Origin of the sequence: Caecibacter sp. AF58-12pH5A, assembly GCF_027681725.1 — a bacterium.
Classification (GTDB): domain Bacteria; phylum Bacillota; class Negativicutes; order Veillonellales; family Megasphaeraceae; genus Megasphaera; species Megasphaera hominis.
In genome coordinates this window covers 22,711-38,545 of record NZ_JAQDBC010000007.1, presented here as the reverse complement: position 1 = coordinate 38,545, position 15,835 = coordinate 22,711, and the positions used below count along the sequence as shown (strand labels likewise).

At 51.2% G+C, this 15,835-nt stretch carries 15 protein-coding genes and 1 tRNA gene; 4 read left to right on the top strand and 12 right to left on the bottom strand.

Annotation, left to right across the window (positions count from 1 at the left end; translation table 11 throughout):
• Window positions 1-20: 20 nt before the first annotated feature.
• From PGX44_RS05125 to PGX44_RS05110, 4 genes are all read right to left on the bottom strand, one after another.
• Window positions 21-1,055, bottom strand: a complete 1,035-nt coding sequence (locus PGX44_RS05125) for an MraY family glycosyltransferase (RefSeq protein ID WP_186502608.1) — start codon at window positions 1,053-1,055, stop codon at window positions 21-23.
• 43 nt (window positions 1,056-1,098) lie between these two features.
• Window positions 1,099-2,457: a PFL family protein gene (locus tag PGX44_RS05120; RefSeq protein ID WP_186502607.1), complete on the bottom strand. Its 1,359-nt coding sequence runs from the start codon at window positions 2,455-2,457 to the stop codon at window positions 1,099-1,101.
• A gap of 12 nt (window positions 2,458-2,469) precedes the next feature.
• Window positions 2,470-2,742 (bottom strand): ACT domain-containing protein, encoded by a 273-nt coding sequence (locus PGX44_RS05115; RefSeq protein WP_186502606.1) that lies wholly within the window; start codon window positions 2,740-2,742, stop codon window positions 2,470-2,472.
• Between the two features lie 175 nt (window positions 2,743-2,917).
• Entirely contained in the window at window positions 2,918-4,555 is a 1,638-nt protein-coding gene (locus PGX44_RS05110) for an alpha-D-glucose phosphate-specific phosphoglucomutase (RefSeq protein WP_498854496.1), read from the bottom strand.
• A 161-nt stretch (window positions 4,556-4,716) separates the two neighbouring features.
• Between PGX44_RS05110 and PGX44_RS05105 the strand changes: the two genes are divergently transcribed.
• Together PGX44_RS05105 and PGX44_RS05100 are read left to right on the top strand one after the other, a co-directional pair.
• On the top strand, window positions 4,717-5,469 hold the full coding sequence (locus tag PGX44_RS05105; RefSeq protein ID WP_498854495.1) for an exodeoxyribonuclease III: 753 nt from the start codon (window positions 4,717-4,719) through the stop codon (window positions 5,467-5,469).
• Between the two features lie 54 nt (window positions 5,470-5,523).
• Window positions 5,524-5,607 (top strand) — tRNA-Leu (locus PGX44_RS05100).
• 458 nt (window positions 5,608-6,065) lie between these two features.
• Here PGX44_RS05100 and PGX44_RS05095 read toward each other — a convergent pair.
• From PGX44_RS05095 to PGX44_RS05060, 8 genes are all read right to left on the bottom strand, one after another.
• On the bottom strand, window positions 6,066-6,908 hold the full coding sequence (locus PGX44_RS05095) for a type 1 glutamine amidotransferase domain-containing protein (RefSeq protein WP_498854494.1): 843 nt from the start codon (window positions 6,906-6,908) through the stop codon (window positions 6,066-6,068).
• 19 nt (window positions 6,909-6,927) lie between these two features.
• A complete protein-coding gene (locus tag PGX44_RS05090; protein WP_186502602.1) occupies window positions 6,928-7,266 on the bottom strand; it encodes a winged helix-turn-helix transcriptional regulator in 339 nt (112 codons plus the stop codon).
• 184 nt (window positions 7,267-7,450) lie between these two features.
• The gene (locus PGX44_RS05085) at window positions 7,451-8,449 is read right to left on the bottom strand and encodes an electron transfer flavoprotein subunit alpha/FixB family protein (protein ID WP_186502601.1); all 999 of its coding nucleotides are present in this window, start codon (window positions 8,447-8,449) and stop codon (window positions 7,451-7,453) included.
• Between the two features lie 13 nt (window positions 8,450-8,462).
• Complete coding sequence (locus tag PGX44_RS05080; protein WP_498854493.1) at window positions 8,463-9,251, bottom strand: electron transfer flavoprotein subunit beta/FixA family protein; 789 nt, start codon at window positions 9,249-9,251, stop codon at window positions 8,463-8,465.
• A 176-nt stretch (window positions 9,252-9,427) separates the two neighbouring features.
• On the bottom strand, window positions 9,428-10,114 hold the full coding sequence (gene radC, locus PGX44_RS05075; protein ID WP_498854492.1) for a RadC family protein: 687 nt from the start codon (window positions 10,112-10,114) through the stop codon (window positions 9,428-9,430).
• Complete coding sequence (locus tag PGX44_RS05070) at window positions 10,111-10,671, bottom strand: Maf family protein (protein WP_498854491.1); 561 nt, start codon at window positions 10,669-10,671, stop codon at window positions 10,111-10,113. The genes radC and PGX44_RS05070 overlap by 4 nt, the downstream gene beginning before the upstream one ends.
• A gap of 29 nt (window positions 10,672-10,700) precedes the next feature.
• Window positions 10,701-10,976, bottom strand: a complete 276-nt coding sequence (locus PGX44_RS05065) for a DUF4321 domain-containing protein (RefSeq protein WP_186502597.1) — start codon at window positions 10,974-10,976, stop codon at window positions 10,701-10,703.
• A gap of 161 nt (window positions 10,977-11,137) precedes the next feature.
• Entirely contained in the window at window positions 11,138-12,838 is a 1,701-nt protein-coding gene (locus PGX44_RS05060; RefSeq protein ID WP_498854490.1) for a glutamine--tRNA ligase/YqeY domain fusion protein, read from the bottom strand.
• A 203-nt stretch (window positions 12,839-13,041) separates the two neighbouring features.
• Between PGX44_RS05060 and PGX44_RS05055 the strand changes: the two genes are divergently transcribed.
• Both PGX44_RS05055 and PGX44_RS05050 read left to right on the top strand, forming a co-directional pair.
• Entirely contained in the window at window positions 13,042-13,944 is a 903-nt protein-coding gene (locus PGX44_RS05055; RefSeq protein WP_498854489.1) for a fumarylacetoacetate hydrolase family protein, read from the top strand.
• A gap of 178 nt (window positions 13,945-14,122) precedes the next feature.
• Complete coding sequence (locus tag PGX44_RS05050; RefSeq protein WP_498854488.1) at window positions 14,123-15,835, top strand: Rqc2 family fibronectin-binding protein; 1,713 nt, start codon at window positions 14,123-14,125, stop codon at window positions 15,833-15,835.

Sequence of the window (15,835 nt, the reverse complement as noted above, 5' to 3'; positions counted from 1 at the left end):
TTAAATCGAACAAATTCTACTCATTGTTTATGAGTAGAATTTGTCGTTTTATGCAGTATTCCAATTCGTTTTGCGGAATAAATGATCACTGCCAAAACAATCGCTACGGTCAGGATGCCCGTTTTGTAGTTTACACTGGCTACGAAGAGCGCAACGAGGCCCAGGACAGCGCTGACGCAGTACATGATCAGTACAGCCTGTTTCTGGGTCAGGCCCAATGCTAAAAGGCGGTGATGCAGATGACCTTTGTCCGGCGTAAAAATGGGCACACCGCTCATCTTGCGGCGGACAATGGCAAATAACGTATCTAAAATAGGCAGGCCCAGGGCGATGACCGGTACGACGAGGGCGATCGTCGCCGCTGTCTTGACCAGGCCCAGCACGGCCGTAACAGCCATGGTGTAGCCCAAGAGCATACTGCCTGTGTCACCCATGAAAATCTTGGCAGGGTTGAAGTTGTACTGCAAGAAGCCCAGGGCGGCACCAGCCATCGAAATGATGATCATGGCCGGCAGGTATTGGTTCATGCTGACGGCCATTAAAAACATGGAAATAGACGCAATAAACGAAACACCTGCGGCCAGTCCATCGAGTCCGTCAATCAGGTTGACCGTATTGGTAAAGCCGATGATCCAGAAAATAGTCACCGGAATGGCTACGATTTCCGGCAGGACGATGAGTGTCCCAAAGGGATTGGTCAGCCATTCGATCTGAATCCCAAAGGCCACGGGAATACAGGCAGAAACGATCTGCCCTACGAGTTTGACCTTCGCCGGAATATTGCAGATATCGTCCCAAATCCCGATACAGACAATGGCCGAGCAGCCCAAAAGCAGGCCCAGCATTTCGTGATTTAAGGGCATGGAATACAAGACGCCTGCCATGAAGCCAAAGTAAATTGCCAAGCCCCCCAGACGGGGAATGGTATGGGTATGGACCTTTCTGGGATCCGGTTTATCAATAGCGCCCACTTTAATAGCCAGCTTTTTTACGCTGGGAGTCAGGGCATAGGCCACGATCAAGGCTATAAAGAAGGGCACAAAGTATACAAGCACAACACACGCCTACTTTCCATTTATACTGTGATACATACGAGCTTTAGTTGGTCAGGCTCCGCATGGGTGCTGGAATCCGGCCACCGCGGGCAATAAATTCATCGTTGCGGAAGGTATTGACCGCAATGATCGGGGCATGGCCCAAAAGGCCGCCAAATTCTACGACGTCGCCAACGGTCTTGCCCGGTACGGGAATGACGCGGACGGCTGTCGTCTTGTTGTTAATCATGCCGATAGCTGCTTCGTCGGCAATGATCGCCGAAATGGTCGCTGCCGATGTATCACCCGGTACGGCGATCATATCGAGGCCTACAGAGCACACGCAGGTCATAGCTTCCAATTTTTCCAGGCTCAGGCTGCCCCGTTCTACGGCTTCGATCATGCCCTTGTCTTCGCTCACAGGGATGAAAGCACCGGACAGGCCGCCAACGCGGCTGGAGGCCATGAGGCCGCCTTTTTTCACGGCGTCGTTGAGAAGTGCCAGGGCGGCTGTCGTACCGCAGGCACCGCAGCTTTCCAGGCCCATTTCTTCCAAAATAGCCGCAACGCTGTCACCTACAGCCGGAGTCGGCGCCAGGGACAGGTCGATAATACCAAAGGGCACGTTCAGGCGGCGCGAAGCTTCCTGGGCCACGAGCTGGCCTACGCGCGTAATCTTAAAGGCTGTTTTCTTAATCGTTTCGGCAACGACGTCGAAGGGTTCGCCCTTGACGCTTTCCAGGGCCCGTTTGACAACGCCCGGGCCGCTGACGCCAACGCTGACGCAGCTGTCACCCTGGGTAACGCCATGGAAGGCGCCGGCCATAAAGGGATTATCTTCTACAGGGTTCGAGAAGACGACGAGCTTGGCGCAGCCTAAGGCATCGTGTTCTTTCGTCAGTTCCCCGAGGGTTTTAAAAATACGGCCCATTTCGGCAACGGCATCCATGTTGATACCGGCTTTGGTCGAGCCTACGGCGACAGAGCTGCAGACAAGATCTGTCGTAGCCAGGGCTTCGGGAATGGAAGCGAGGAGCTTGCGGTCCCCTTCTGTATAGCCCCGTTCGACGAGAGCCGAAAAACCGCCGATGAAATCGATACCGATTTCCTTTGCCGCTTTATCGAGTGTCTGGGCGACGGACACGTAGTCCGTAAGGTCGCTGCAGGCAGCTACGATCGAAATAGGTGTAACGGCAACGCGTTTGTTGATAATGGGCACGCCAAATTCATTGCCAATATCATTGCCAGTCTGAACGAGATGTTCGCCATAGCGCGTAATCTTGTCGTAAATATTACGGCACAGCGTCTTGCCGTCACTGCTGCAGCAGTCGAGCAGACTGATGCCCATCGTAATCGTACGGACATCGAGGTTGTTCTTTTGAATCATCTGATTCGTTTCTAATATGTCGTGAATAGTCAGCATGTCTTCTTCCCCCTAGCCGATGCGATGCATTGCATTGAAGATTTCCATGTTTTGTGCCCGGATTTCTACACCCAGCTGATCGCCCTTTTCCTTGAGCAGCTGCTGCAAGCCATTGAGATCGACGGCGGAATTTTCCAAATCAACGATCATTGCCATATTAAAAATGTTGTCGAGTATTACCTGGTTAATGGTCAGGATATTCACCTGATTTTCTGCCATAATATTGCTGACAGCGGCAATAATACCCGTACGGTCTACCCCTACTACAGTGATAACAGCCTTCATAAAAATGTCCACTCCTTTTTCTCTTCTCTGGAACAATATAAGAATATCCCCTCATTGCTCATTCTTACACATTATACCATAGATATACGGTGAAATTCTATGCTTTTGTAAAATGCCGCGTACAGCAGCCCCTTCTAAAACTGCTGTACCACGGCCTGTGTTCCATTTGTTTTGCTTATTTTCCCAAAGCCTTGCTGATCAGGGCCTTGCCTTCATCCAGGAGCTGTGCCGCCTGTTCTTCCGACACGAAGCTTTCGGCGTAGAGCTTGTACATATCTTCCGTACCGGACGGGCGGGCTGCTACCCAGCCGTCTTCCGTGCAGATTTTGACGCCGCCAATAGCCATATCACCATAGGGCGAACGGGACAATACAGCCGTAATGGGACTGCCGCACAAGGTCTTTTCCGTTACGTCTGCTTCGGTCAGGCTGCTGATTTTGGCCTTTTCTTCGAGATTTGCCGGCGCGTCACTGCGCATAGTATAGGGGCGGCCCAGCTTTTCGCACAATTCATTATAGTATTCAATAGGCGATTTGCCGGTTACAGCCTTGATTTCTGCTGCCAAGAGGCACATGATCATGCCGTCCTTATCGGTCGTCCAAAGGCTTCTGTCGCGGGCAACAAAGGAGCCGCCGGCACTTTCTTCGCCGGAGAAGGCGATTTTACCATCCTTATAGAGGCCGCCGAAGTATTTAAAGCCGACAGGCACTTCATAGAGGGGTACGCCGAGGAGCTTAGCCGAACGGGCCAGGAGATCCGTCGTCACGACGGTTTTGCCAATACCCAGGCCGTCAAAGTGACGGTGTGTCATGAGGTAATGAGAGGCAACGGTCAAATAGGCGTTGGCCGTAATCATGCCTTCCCGGCCGGAAACGATACCAAAGCGGTCGTAGTCCGGGTCGTTGGCCAAAATCAGGTCGTACGCCGTATCTTCTTTGATAACAGCAGACATGACGTATTTAGACGAGCAGTCCATGCGGACCTTGCCATCGTGGTCGTAATTCATGAACGTAAACTGCGGATCGTACTGGTCGTTGACGAAGTCGATAGCCAGCCCATAGGCCTGGGCAATACGGTGCCAATAGTTCATGCCGGAACCGCCCAGGGCGTTGACCAGAATGTGCAGGTTGGCATCCTGAATGGCATCCATATCAATGATGGACGCTAATTCCGCTACATAAAGGCCTTTATAGTCATAAGGCGTAACGAAACGGCTCTTTTTGGCCTCTTCATAGGGCAAACGCCGTACTTCTTCGTTTTTGCCGGCCAGGAGACGATTGGCTTCTGTTTCAATGGCCTTCGTAATATCTGATTCGGCTGGGCCGCCTGTGAAGGGGTTGTATTTGATGCCGCCATGTTCCGGCGGATTATGGGACGGTGTAATGATCAAGCCATCGGCAAGGTTTTCCGTACGGCCGCTGTTATAGCGCAAGATTGCCCGGGATACAGACGGTGTCGGTACGAAATCGTCTTCACTATCTACGTAGGCCGACACGCCGTTAGCGGCGAGGACTTCGAGGACCGTTTCATAGGCCAGCTTCGAAAGATAATGCGTATCTTCGCCGACAAAGAGCGGCCCTGTGGCGCCAAACTCCTTGCGGAAATTGCAAACAGCCTGGGCAATCGCCGCTACATGTGCTTCTGTAAAACTGCCATTACCAGCCTGGCCGCGGTGGCCCGACGTACCGAAGCGTACTTGCTGTGCTGCATCGGTTACATCCGGAAAAATCCGATGATACGCGTCTGCAATAGCGGCTAAATCAATATAATCTTCTTTTCTCACCTTGGTACCTGCTAATTCATGCACTGCCATAACATCACCCTGTTCCCTTAGTTTTGACAACTATTTAAAATTTCTATACAATAACTTCATACAAGGCAGACTTCCATTGTCTACCATATATTGTATGTCTTTAATTATAGCAAATAATCTCAAAATATTATATAGTTTTTCCATACGAAAGGATGCTCATCATGAAATATATCTCTTGGAACGTCAACGGCCTGCGGGCTGTCATGAAAAAAGGCTTTATGGATACCTTTGCAGCCCTCGATGCCGACGTCTTCGCCCTGCAGGAAACGAAGCTCCAGGAAGGCCAGATCGACCTGGACCTGCCGGGCTATGAACAGTATTGGAATTACGCCGACAAGAAGGGCTACAGCGGTACAGCCGTCTTCACACGCGTCCAGCCCCTGTCCGTCCGGTACGGCATGGGCATTGACGAACACGACCACGAAGGGCGCCTGATTACGCTCGAATTTGACGACACGTACTTCGTTACGTGCTACACGCCAAACAGCCAGAGCGAGCTCGCCCGCCTGGACTACCGCATGCAATGGGAAGACGATTTCCGCGCCTACCTGACGGACCTGAGTGCCAAAAAGCCGGTCATTCTCTGCGGCGACCTGAACGTAGCCCATGAAGAAATCGACCTCAAGAACCCAAAAACGAACCACAATAACGCCGGTTTCTCCGATGCAGAACGGCAAAAGATGACAGATCTTCTGGCAGCGGGTTTCACCGATACGTGGCGCTACTTCTACCCGGACGTAACGGGCGTTTATTCGTGGTGGAGCTACCGCTTCAAAGCCCGTCAGAACAACGCCGGCTGGCGTATTGACTACTTCATTACGTCAAAAGCCCTGGACGACCGTCTGGAAAAGGCAGAAATCTACACGGATATTATCGGCAGTGACCACTGCCCTGTAGGCCTTACGATAAAGTAAAAATAATCTTGCGTCTTACCGCCAACCATGATAGAATAATTTTAGTTTTGTCATGCGAGTGTGGCGGAATGGCAGACGCGCCAGACTTAGGATCTGGTGTCTTATGACGTAAGGGTTCAAGTCCCTTCACTCGCACCAATAAAGGCACTGTCTACATTTGTAGGCAGTGCCTTTTCTCTTTTTCCAGGTGCAAAAAATATTTTATCGGACTCTCCACGGGTTTTCTATAGGCGTGATCATTCAAAAACGATATAGCCTAATATTCCTATGTTGCATTTCTTATGCCTATTTGTTTTAGTTAGTATGTACCAAAACCATACAAACTATATCGGCATACCTCCCGCCTTTTTGTCAGTCCCGTATGCAATAAGTGGATCATTGCATATACATGCACATATTTCGTCAGTAAAATTCATAATTAACAAAAAAAGTTTATTCTTTATTTTCATTTTACAATTTATTTTTTTCTTGCCCTATATCTCATTTTCTTTGCATTTCCTGACACAAAAAAACGCTATACCCTGGCGTATCTGCCAAAGGCATAGCGTTTTTTGCTCCCTATATAGATACTGTTGCTCTGCTTCCCTTCAGAGTACCTATTGCTGATCTAATGTATCGGCCAGCTCTTTGCCCAGGGCCAGATCAGACGCCGGGTTTTGGCCTGTAATCAGTTCCCGGTCGTGGACGATATGACTCTGAAAGAGAGGGCCTTCGATAACCGTAGCCCCGGCAATCTGCAAGGCCTGTTCCACATGGAAGGGCATTTCCGTACCGTGTTTGACTTCACCGGGCCATTCTTCCCCATCAGAGAAGACGGTCATCGTATAGCCTTTGTAAATCCAATCCTTAGCTGCAGCCATGGCGGCCTGAGGCTGGCGGCTGACGAGGGCCTGTCTGTACGCCGCAGCGTCAGGCAAAGCAGAGAGCGCCGCTACCGGACCGTGGCAGATAAAGGCCGTCGGTTTTTGCTGTGCGTGGAAGTAAGCAAGTATCTTCCCTAATTCCGGATCCTGCATAAGATCTGTCATAGGGGCATGACCACCCGGGACAAACACAGCGTCGTACGCGGCTACATGCGCCAAGGCCTCGTGCAAGGAAATGACGGGCAGGTCTTCCGTAAAGGCGTACGCCTTAGCCCGGGCCGCATCATCGCCGCCAAAGAAATTCTTCGAATTGGAGCCCTGGTCCATATAAGGCCGCTGGCCATCAGGTGTGGCCAATACGATCCGATAGCCCCGTTCATGAAGGTATTCTGCCGGTACGGCCAGCTCATTGAGGAAAAAACCGACAGACGATGTCGTGCCATTGGCCATGGTCATTTCCTTCTGGCTCGACGCGACGACGAGAATCGTCCCCTTAGCTGTCGCATAGGCCGTCTGGCCAAAGGTAAAAGGCAGCCATGCTGCCAGAGCTACCAAAATTGCTGCAATATAACGCATTCTACCAAAATCCCCTCTCTTATTCTGCTTTTTCGATACGATCACTCATATATTTTTTACCCCAGTCGCACATGGCCTGCACAATGGGAGACAACGTGCGGCCGTAGTCCGTCAGGCTGTATTCCGTCTTCGGCGGCACGACAGGGTATACTTTACGCACGACAATGCCATCGGCTTCCAGCTCGCGCAGCTGCTGCGTCAACATCTTAGGCGTTGCCTGAGGCACAAAGCGCCGCAGCTCGCTGTAGCGCTGGGTTCCTTCCATGAGGTGCCAGAGAATGATGCACTTGTATTTCCCGGAAATGAGGGAAAGCACAGCCTCAACGGGGCAATGGAACAGATCCGTCTTGTGATTCATAAAAAACACCTCCTTATATAGGTTTTACGGTTTTATTTTACTCTCTAGGGGCAGGATAAGGAAGAATGCACTATATAGTGCTATAGTATCAAAAAAGATACTGTAATGTACAGGGAAAAAGCCCTTGCCGTACGCAGTAGAGATACGGGCAAGGGCTTTCTCAATATATGTACCAAAAGGAAGGTTATACTTTGAGTTTCTTCAGTTCTTCTTCCAGAACCGGCAAGGCGGCAAAGAGGTCACCGACAATGCCATAGTGGGCAAAGCGGAAAATCGGTGCGTTCGGATCGTTATTGACAGCAATGATGAGGCCTACATCCTTCAGGCCCAGGCGATGCTGGATGGCACCGGAAATACCGAGGGCCACATAAATGCTGGCCTGGATGCTTGCGCCGGTAACGCCGATCTGCTGGTCATAGGGAGCCCAGCCATTATCGACGAGAGGCTTCGATACGCCCAGCGGTGCGCCAATAGCGTCAGCAAAGGCTTTTACTTTTGCCAGGCCTTCTTCGTCGCCAACACCGCGGCCGGCACCGACGACAAAGTCTGCCGTCGTAATATCGGCATCGGGATCAAGAGGCGGTAAGGCTTCAAATTTCGTAACCTTCAGCGTAGGCGCCGGTGCGTCGAGGGAAACGGCTTCTTCCATGACTTCCCCGGTCCGGCCCGGATCAAAGATATTGTTGCGGAAAATGCGTTCGCCAATCGTTGCCAGCTGCGGCCGTGTCGTCGTCAGGATCTTGACGAATACCTTGCCTGTATAAGCTGGCCGTACCCATGTGAGGGAATCGCCATTTTCATAGGAGCAATCAATGCAATCCGCTACGAGGCCCAGGTTCATGGCTGCCGACAGACGTCCGCCCAGATCGCGGCCATCGTGGGAAGCACCGATGAGCAGTACATTAGCTTCGTATTTGCTGATCACACTGCGTACAGCAGCTGTATAGAGAACGCTGTCGAATACATCCAGTTCCGGATTAGTCAGGATAAAGGCTACGTCTGCGCCATAGCCAATGACATCCTTCGCTGCGTCGGCAGCACCTTTGCCTGCCAGGAGAGCGACCAGTTTGTCATTGCGGCTATCGGCGAGCTGCCGGCCCTTTCCCAGTAATTCCAGGCTGAGCTGGCTCGGTTTGCCTTCGACCAGTTCGATAAAGACCCAAATATTATTTTTCAGTTCCATGGTCCGTCCCTCCTTATAATACTTTTTTAGCTGTCAGTTCAGCAATGAGATTGTGTACGGCTTCTGCTTCGTTAGCGCCGGTAATCATGGTACCAATAGCATGTTTTTCCGGTGCAAAGAGTTCCGTTACTTTAGTTGCCGAACCGGCAGTGCCTGCTTCGGCCGGATCAAGACCAATGTCTTCCAGGCGCCAAACATCGAAGACAGCCTGTTTGGCATGCATCTTGCTGCGGATATTCGGTGTACGCGGCGTATTGGCTGTTTCCATAACCGAGCATACAGCCGGCAGCTGGGCTTCGACGGTCTGGAGACCGCCGTGATTCTTACGCGTAGCAACGAGAACGCCGTCTTTTACCGTTACCGATTCAGCATAGCTGACGAGATTGACACCCAAATGCTGGGCAATAGCCGGCGGAATCTGCCCTGTATCACCATCAGACGACTGTTTGCCCGTCAGGACGAGATCGACGTCGCCTACCTTCCGGATCGCCCGGGCTAAAATTTTACCTGTAGCCAGCGTATCCGAGCCGGCCATGCGTTCATCAGAAAGCAGAATGCCGTGGTCGGCACCGAGAGCCATGCCTTCGCGCAGCACATCGGCTGCCATGGCCGTCCCCATAGAAATGAGGGTAACCGTGCCGGAACCGGCAGCTTCTTTAATGTCAATAGCTGCTTCTACAGCGTTCAGATCGACCGGGTTGAGCATAGACGGTGCGCCAACACGCACGAGGTTATTATTCTTCGAGTCTATATCTATGCTGGAAACCGCTGGTACTTGTTTGATCAAAACAACGATATTCATAAGATTGCCTCCTTCTCCGTACATATTGATATATTATCTACCCATATTATCTCATATCTTTTTTATTTTATCAATAGATAATTATTATTATCTACTAATTTTCTTTGAAATTTTTGACAACAAAAAAAGCATCCCCAATGGATGCTGTGTCATATAACTATGCAATTGAAAACGACCTACACGTAGCCCCGTTCACAGAGGCTGACGTAGTGGCCATCGCCGATGATAATGTGGTCGAGAATGGGGATTTCCATAATCTCGCCGGCTTCCATCATGTACTGCGTCACGTCCAGGTCTTCCTGACTCGGCTCAGGATTACCGCTGGGATGATTGTGCAGCAGCACGACCGACGCGGCGTTGTACTGCAGGGCGTAACGGAACACATCGCGGGCCTTGGCCAGACTGGCATTAATTGTGCCTACCGTAATGGTCTGAAAGGCCAGGAGCTGGTTTTTCGTCGACAAATAGGCAGCGGAAAATTGTTCCTGTGGCAAGAAGCGCATATCTTCCATAACGTACTCGGCAATGACCTGGGGCGAACTGAAATCGGGATTATCCCGGCGCACACGGTGCCGGGCAATACGCCGGCCCAGCTCGACAGCAGCACAGAGGGTTACAGCCTTATCACGGCCAATGCCCTTGATTTTGCACAGGTCAGCCACGCTGGTTTCACCTAAATGGCCCAGATTTTCTCCCGGCAGGGATTGCAGCAGGGCCCGGGCCACGTCGAGGACGGAGCTGCCCGCCAGGCCTGTGCGCAGCAAAATTGCCAACAGCTCCGGATCTGTCAAAGCCCGTGGGCCGTGCTCCAAAAACCGTTCCCGAGGCATTTCTGCTGCCGATAGTTCTTTCAAACAACTCATTCAATCACCTTTGCTTTCTGCAACAGGGTATACACCTGTGACAGAGGCAGGCCGACGACATTCGAATAGGAACCGTTGATTTTGTCTACAAAACAAGCGGCTTTGCCTTGAATGCCGTAGCTCCCGGCTTTGTCAAAGGGTTCCTGTGTTGCGATATATCGTTCAATTTCCGCATCTTTTAATTTGCGGAACCAAACTTTGGTTTCAACGACCTTGGTGTACGTTTTTTTATCCCGTACGAGCGCAATGCCCGTAAAGACAGAATGCTTGTGTCCCGACAATTCGTGCAGCATGCGGATGGCATCCTTTTCGTGCTTCGGTTTGCCCAGAATTTCATCGCCCAAAGCGACGGCCGTATCGGCACCAAGAACCCATTGTCCCGGGTACTGGGCGGCTACGTCACGGGCCTTGCCTACGGCCTGGGCCAGGACGAATTTGGCCGGATCCTTCTTTTTCGGTGCCTGCTCTTCATAATGACTGGGGCTTACCATATAGGCAACTCCGATCTGCGACAGCAATTCTCTGCGCCGCGGTGATGCGGAAGCTAAGATTAGCATACAGTTCCTCCTCTATCCCTTGGGGACAGCTAAATACGACGGAATATAAAGCACGCACAGATAATCCCTATGAGGCTCAGCAGATTCGGTGCAAAGTGAAGGCCAAAACGGATCTGCATGATATAGAGATTGAGGTCTACGTTTTGTATAGAAAAGATTTCAAACTGCCTGGTAAGCAGGGGCATGAGATTGCCCAGGCTGACGCCGGAGCCCGTAAAGAGGTCTCCTGCCATGCCGCCCATGATGCCGCCGACCAGGATGAAAAGTATTAAGATCAATACTCCCCGTGTGCCTGACGCTTTCATGATCAATCCTCCTACTCCGTTTTATTATACCGTTTCTACATCGTTGGTGCAATGCTATGACAGAAGAGAACCGACCTTCTCAGCAAACTCTAATCTTAGAAAAAGTCGGTTCTCAGCTTCTCATTCTATTTTAATTTCATTTTAATTTTATTTTAAGCTTCTTATTTCTTTTCTTCCTTTTTCTGCATCTTGGCCCAAGTGTCGCGCAGGCCTACAATGCGGTTGACGACCATGTGGTCCGGCGTTGAATCCTGATCGATAACGAAATAGCCTTCGCGCAGGAACTGGAAGTGATCGCCTGCTTTGTAATCGGCCAAGGCGGCTTCGGCCTTGCTCTGGTATACAGTCAGGCTGTCCGGGTTGATCTGATCGAGGAAATCCTTGCTCGCCGTGCCTTCTTCTTCCTCTTCGTCAGTGCCGTTGAGGAGATAGTCGTAGACGCGTGTTTCTACGTCGACAGCATCGGCTGCGTTGACCCAGTGGAGCGTGCCCTTTACCTTACGGTTGGCGTTAGCACCGCTGCCGCTCAGGCTTTCCGGATCATGCGTACAATGGATTTCGACAATATTGCCGTCGGCGTCCTTCACGACGTCTTCGCACTTAATGATATAGGCATATTTCAGGCGTACTTCCTTGCCCGGTGCGAGGCGGAAGAATTTCTTGACCGGTTCTTCCATGAAGTCCTTGCGGTCAATGTAGAGCGTACGGCTAAAGGTCATGTGACGCGTGCCGAGAGCTTCATTTTCCTGATTATTTTCAGCTGTCAGGACTTCCGTCTTATCTTCCGGATAATCCGTAATGACTACCTTAACCGGGTCAATAACGGTCATCAGGCGCGGTGCTTTCAGTTTCAAGTCTTCGCGGATGCAGTATTCGAGGAGGGAAATGTCGACCGTGCTGTCAGCCTTAGCAACGCCAATGCGGTCACAGAAATCGCGGATCGCTTCGGGCGTATAACCACGGCGGCGGATACCGGCAATGGTCGGCATACGGGGATCATCCCAGCCGCTGACGATGCCCTTTTCGACGAGGATGCGCAGCTTACGCTTGCTCATGATCATGTGCGTCACGTTGAGGCGGGCAAATTCGATCTGCCGCGGCAGCTGGCCTTCGGGATCGTCCCAGTCCTGGATGCACCAGTCATAGAGCGGGCGGTGGTCTTCGTATTCGAGGGTACAGATAGAGTGCGTTACCCGTTCAATGGCATCGGAAACAGGATGGGCAAAATCGTACATAGGATAAATGCACCATGTATTGCCTGTACGGTGATGTTCGTGATGGAAAATACGGTAAATGACAGGGTCGCGCATGTTGATGTTCGGGCTGGCCATGTCAATCTTGGCGCGCAGTACCTTTTCACCGTCGGCATATTTGCCGGCCTTCATTTCTTCAAAAAGGCGCAGGTTTTCTTCGACACTGCGGTTGCGATACGGACTTTCCTTGCCCGGTTCGCTGAAGGTACCACGGTATTCCTTCATTTCTTCCTTCGTCAGATCGTCTACATAGGCTTTGCCCAGCTTGATCAATTTGACGGCATAGTTATACAGCGTATCAAAGTAATCCGATGTAAAATGGAGACGGTCTTCCCATGTAAAGCCGAGCCATTTGACATCGTTCATAATGTTATCCACGTATTCGACAGTTTCCTTCGTCGGATTCGTATCGTCAAAACGAAGATTCGTTACGCCGCCGTATTTTTTTGCCAAGCCAAAATTCAGGCAAATAGACTTAGCATGGCCAATGTGCAGGTAGCCGTTCGGTTCCGGCGGAAAACGCGTCACAAAACGCTGGCCGTATCTATTTGATTTGAAATCTTCTTCAATAAAATTTTCAATAAAATTTTTGGTCGTCCCATTTTCCATTGAAATATCGCTCCTTACATTGACTGTATCTTAGTATTTTTACGTTTTACTATTACCGATTGTACCATAAAAGACGCTGATGCACTAGAAGAGTAACGTTCTTTTCCTGGAAATATGCAAAAAATAAGGTTTCCTGCAGGCTCTTCTCACGTGTGCTATAATAAAAATAATCATTTTTTTACACCTTTGGAGGAATACCAATTATGATGATCAAAAAATTAATTACCTTTGAAGATCTCGGCTTTGTCCAGTGGGGCGTCCTGAATGAAGACGAAACAGGCGTCTACAGTGCCATTGCCTTAGAAGAAGCTTTCTTTACGCCCTTGCCGGAAACGCTGGAAGAATTCATCCGTCAGGGAAACGAAGGACTCCTGGCCCTAGCCGACGCCCTGGAACAGAACGAAAAAACCGACGCCGTACCGGCCCGTCCGATCAATACAGTACACGTCCTGTCGCCGATCCGTCAGCTCGCCAAAAATATTTTCTGTGTTGGTGAAAATTACTCGGAACACATCGAAGAATTCCATAAAGAAAAGCTCAAGGAACTGCCCAAGTTCCCCCAATTCTTTACGAAAGCCCCAACGTGCGTCATCGGTCCGGACGACGACATCGATCCGCACAAGAACGTCACGAAGGAACTCGATTATGAAGGCGAGCTGGCCGTCATCATCGGTAAAGAAGGCGCCGACATTCCCGTCAGCGAAGCCATGAATTACGTCTATGGCTTTACTATCATGAACGACGTCACGGCCCGGGACCTGCAGCGCAATCACGGCCAGTGGTTCCACGGCAAGAGCCTCGATACATTTGCACCCTTAGGCCCGTGCATCCTCTTGCGCGATGCCGCTCCCGATGCCTTTACGATTGTCACCAAGGTCAACGACGAAGTCCGTCAGGATGCGTCGACAGAAGAATTCATCTTCCCTATTCCGACGCTTATTTCTACGCTCTCCCAGGGCACGACACTCCAGCCTGGCGATATCATTTCTACTGGCACGCCCTCCGGCGTAGGCGCAGGCTTCAATCCGCCGCGCTTCATCCATTCCGGCGACACTGTAGAAATCAGCATTTCCGGCATTGGTACACTGAAGAATCAGGTAAAATAAGGAATCATATTACGGACGCTGCGGCCATGGCTGTGGCGTCTTTTTGATTTATATATCCTTCTTTTATTGCCCAGCTCCGCAACGATCCTTGCAGGGACATTTTTTACTAGTACCGGCGGCCCTGGCGTGCTACAATAAGAAAGATACGATTCTTTGGTTTCATAGGAGCAAGAAAAAAATGAACTTAGACGGCATTACCTTACATGTCATAACAGACGAACTGATTTCTATTATCCAGGGCGGCTCCATCTCAAAGATTTACCAGCTTGATGCACGCTCCCTGTATTTTCGCATTTTCAATACGTCAGGTATTCACCACCTGATCATTACCCTCGACGATTCGCCGCGCCTGTACTTATCGGACCGCGTGCCGCCCACGCCTGACGTGCCAACAGGCCTTTGCATGTTCCTGCGCAAATACTACGAAAACGGGCGCATCGCCTCGATCCACCAGCTGCACTTAGACCGCCTCATCGACATCGACGTCGACGTCCTAGACGTATCGGGACGCCTGACGACGCGCAAAATCCACGTCGAGCTCATGGGCAAGTACAGCAACGTCATCTTTACAGAAGACGGCACGATCATCGAAGCCCTCATCAAGACGGCCAAGGGCAAGACAGCCGTGCGGACCATTACGCCCCACGTACCGTACGAATTTCCACCCAACTTCATGCGCATGGATCCCTTTGCCTTTACGCCGGCAGAGCTGCAGGAAATGCTCGACCTGCCGTCTGACGAAACGCTCTCGGCGTGGATGCTCAAGCGCTTCAACGGTATGAGCACCATCGTCCTGAACGAGCTTTCATGCCGCACAGACGTACCGAAAACGACGCCCGTCGCGGACCTTACGGAGACACAAAAAAAAGCGTGGACCGAGGCCATTGCCGCCTTCGGCAAAGAGCTCGAAAACGTCCACGGAGCCTGGGTCTACACGCAAAAGGATAATAAAGAGGTCATCTTCCCTTTGGTTCTGCAAAGCCTGGCTACGTGCCCACGGCGTCACTTCGACCTCATCGAAGAATACCTCAGTGACTACCAGCAGGCCCACCGCAGCCTGAGCGGCGAACAGGAAGAGCTGAAAAAAAAGGTCGGCAAGCTCATTGAAAAGCAAAAGCGCAAGATCAAGCGCATTGCCGCCGAAATGAAAGAAACGGACAAGATGGACACGTACAAGCTCTACGGCGACCTGCTCATGATCTACGCCTATGAAAAGCACGATCATGAAAAGAGCGTTACCGTCCAAAATCTCCTGTCAGAACAACAGGAAGCCATCACCATTCCCTTGGAACCTGCCTATTCCATGACAGACAACGCCAACCGCTATTACAAGCGCTATACAAAGATGCGCAACCGTATCCAGAAATCGAGCGAGCTCCACGAGGAAAACGCCCGTTACCTGGACTATCTCTACTCACTCGAATACGCCCTGGACAATACGGGCACGAAGGAAGAAATTGCCGACATCAAAGCGGAAATGCGGCAAATGGGCCTCATCCGTTCTAATAACCGCGACAAGATGCGGCGCGAATTTTCCCAGGATATCCTCACAGTCCACGTAGACGGCCTGGAAATCTGGGTCGGCCGCAATAACCGGCAAAACGATTTCCTGACCTTCAAAAAGGCCCATCCCTACGACCGCTGGTTCCACGCCAAGGACAAGCCCGGTTCCCATGTCATTCTCGTCTGCCACCGCGCCGAACCGACGGACAAGCAGCTCACAGCCGCCGCCGAGCTGGCTGCCTACTACAGCAAAGGCCGCAGCGACAGCAAGGTCGACGTAGACTGCACGCTCGTACGCAACGTAAAGAAGCCGGCCCACGCCGCACCGGGCTTCGTCATCTTCGAAGGCCAGACGACGTACCACGTAGCACCGAAAAAGTGGGAATAA

Excerpts from the sequence above, each read along its gene's own strand:
- radC (WP_498854492.1), bottom strand. The coding sequence starts at position 10,114 with ATGAGTTGTTTGAAAGAACTATCGGCAGCAGAAATGCCTCGGGAACGG.
- PGX44_RS05115 (WP_186502606.1), bottom strand. The coding sequence starts at position 2,742 with ATGAAGGCTGTTATCACTGTAGTAGGGGTAGACCGTACGGGTATTATT.
- PGX44_RS05050 (WP_498854488.1), top strand. The coding sequence starts at position 14,123 with ATGAACTTAGACGGCATTACCTTACATGTCATAACAGACGAACTGATT.
- PGX44_RS05105 (WP_498854495.1), top strand. The coding sequence starts at position 4,717 with ATGAAATATATCTCTTGGAACGTCAACGGCCTGCGGGCTGTCATGAAA.
- PGX44_RS05070 (WP_498854491.1), bottom strand. The coding sequence starts at position 10,671 with ATGCTAATCTTAGCTTCCGCATCACCGCGGCGCAGAGAATTGCTGTCG.
- PGX44_RS05120 (WP_186502607.1), bottom strand. The coding sequence starts at position 2,457 with ATGCTGACTATTCACGACATATTAGAAACGAATCAGATGATTCAAAAG.
- PGX44_RS05090 (WP_186502602.1), bottom strand. The coding sequence starts at position 7,266 with ATGAATCACAAGACGGATCTGTTCCATTGCCCCGTTGAGGCTGTGCTT.
- PGX44_RS05110 (WP_498854496.1), bottom strand. The coding sequence starts at position 4,555 with ATGGCAGTGCATGAATTAGCAGGTACCAAGGTGAGAAAAGAAGATTAT.
- PGX44_RS05085 (WP_186502601.1), bottom strand. The coding sequence starts at position 8,449 with ATGGAACTGAAAAATAATATTTGGGTCTTTATCGAACTGGTCGAAGGC.
- PGX44_RS05060 (WP_498854490.1), bottom strand. The coding sequence starts at position 12,838 with ATGGAAAATGGGACGACCAAAAATTTTATTGAAAATTTTATTGAAGAA.
- PGX44_RS05055 (WP_498854489.1), top strand. The coding sequence starts at position 13,042 with ATGATGATCAAAAAATTAATTACCTTTGAAGATCTCGGCTTTGTCCAG.
- PGX44_RS05095 (WP_498854494.1), bottom strand. The coding sequence starts at position 6,908 with ATGCGTTATATTGCAGCAATTTTGGTAGCTCTGGCAGCATGGCTGCCT.
- PGX44_RS05065 (WP_186502597.1), bottom strand. The coding sequence starts at position 10,976 with ATGAAAGCGTCAGGCACACGGGGAGTATTGATCTTAATACTTTTCATC.
- PGX44_RS05080 (WP_498854493.1), bottom strand. The coding sequence starts at position 9,251 with ATGAATATCGTTGTTTTGATCAAACAAGTACCAGCGGTTTCCAGCATA.